The 1,137-nt window shown below is 45.1% G+C and carries 1 protein-coding gene; it reads right to left on the bottom strand.

The genetic code is table 11. The annotated features are described in order from the left end of the window. On the bottom strand, nt 1-1,058 hold a 1,058-nt coding region (locus R7E78_RS24430), incomplete at its 3' end, for a sensor domain-containing diguanylate cyclase (protein ID WP_318058379.1). Between the last annotated feature and the right edge of the window lie 79 nt (nt 1,059-1,137).

The raw sequence follows: 1,137 nt of genomic DNA, 5'->3' as shown, positions 1-1,137 counted from the left end.
TTCGATACGCCTTGATGCTCGCTGTGGTTGATTTCTACGCGATTTCTCCCGGTTTCTTTCGCTTTGTATAACGCTAAATCAGCACGTTTCACTAACGGCTCAAAAGAGTCATCCAAGCCACACACTTGAGTTACCCCAATACTGGCGGTGAATGTCATATCACGCCCTGAATATCGAATCGTCGTGGTTTCTAAGGCATTTCGGATGGTTTCTAACGTATCCATTGCTTCTTGAGAAGATCGGCTTCTCAGGACGATAGCAAATTCTTCACCACCGACACGAGCAAGCAGGTCGCATTCTCGTAAATGCCCTTTAATGGTATTGGCAGCATGGATGAGAGATTTGTCGCCAGCGTCGTGCCCGAACTTGTCATTCAGTTTTTTAAAGTTATCTAAATCCAAAATCGCGACGTGGAATTTGATCCCTTGCGTGCGAAATTCAGAAAGATGATGCTCAATTTGACTCATGAATTCTCTGCGGTTTGGAATGCCAGTAAGATCGTCTGTGGTGGCGAGGTGCTCCATTTTCATGATCTGAATATGCAGCGCAATGTTTAATGCTATCCAGTTGGCAATGCATTGCAACTGTGCTGCTTGTTCCTTGGTATAAAAATGGGTTTGATGATGCGCGACGTTAAGCGTGCCCAAGCACATTTGACCATGCATCAGCGGCGCATCCATACACGTGCCCATACCGCTGGAGGTCAACATGACGCAATCTAGCTCGTCGGATTGAGAAACGTCGTCACAAATGATCAGTTGTTGGTTTTTGAACACACGCCCGACGAATGCTTGATCAATCGGCACGAGAAAATCGGCAGGAATCGCTTTGTTGCCGGAAAAAGAGTAGACCTTGAGGTAGTCACTGTTTTCGTACAGCGTAATGCTGGTGCGGTCAGATTCAAAAATCCGATTGATCCATTCTGCGACAGTATCGAGCACCTGCTGTAACGTCTGTGATTGAGCCAAAAAGTGAACAAAGCCGATCGGTAAACATATTGGGCTTTCCATGTTTTGCGTCGACAAGTCATTTGGGTCAAAAGTTCTTTCAAGTCTCAATAGCCATCTCCCTAGACATTCCTCTAAATGTAAACAATAAGTAACACGCAGCTATTTTCAAGAAAAATACGTTCCTTTA

The organism is Vibrio sp. YT-19(2023) (assembly GCF_033337395.1).
Note: the sequence above shows the minus strand (reverse complement) of the source record. Positions and strands in the feature narration are given on the sequence as shown.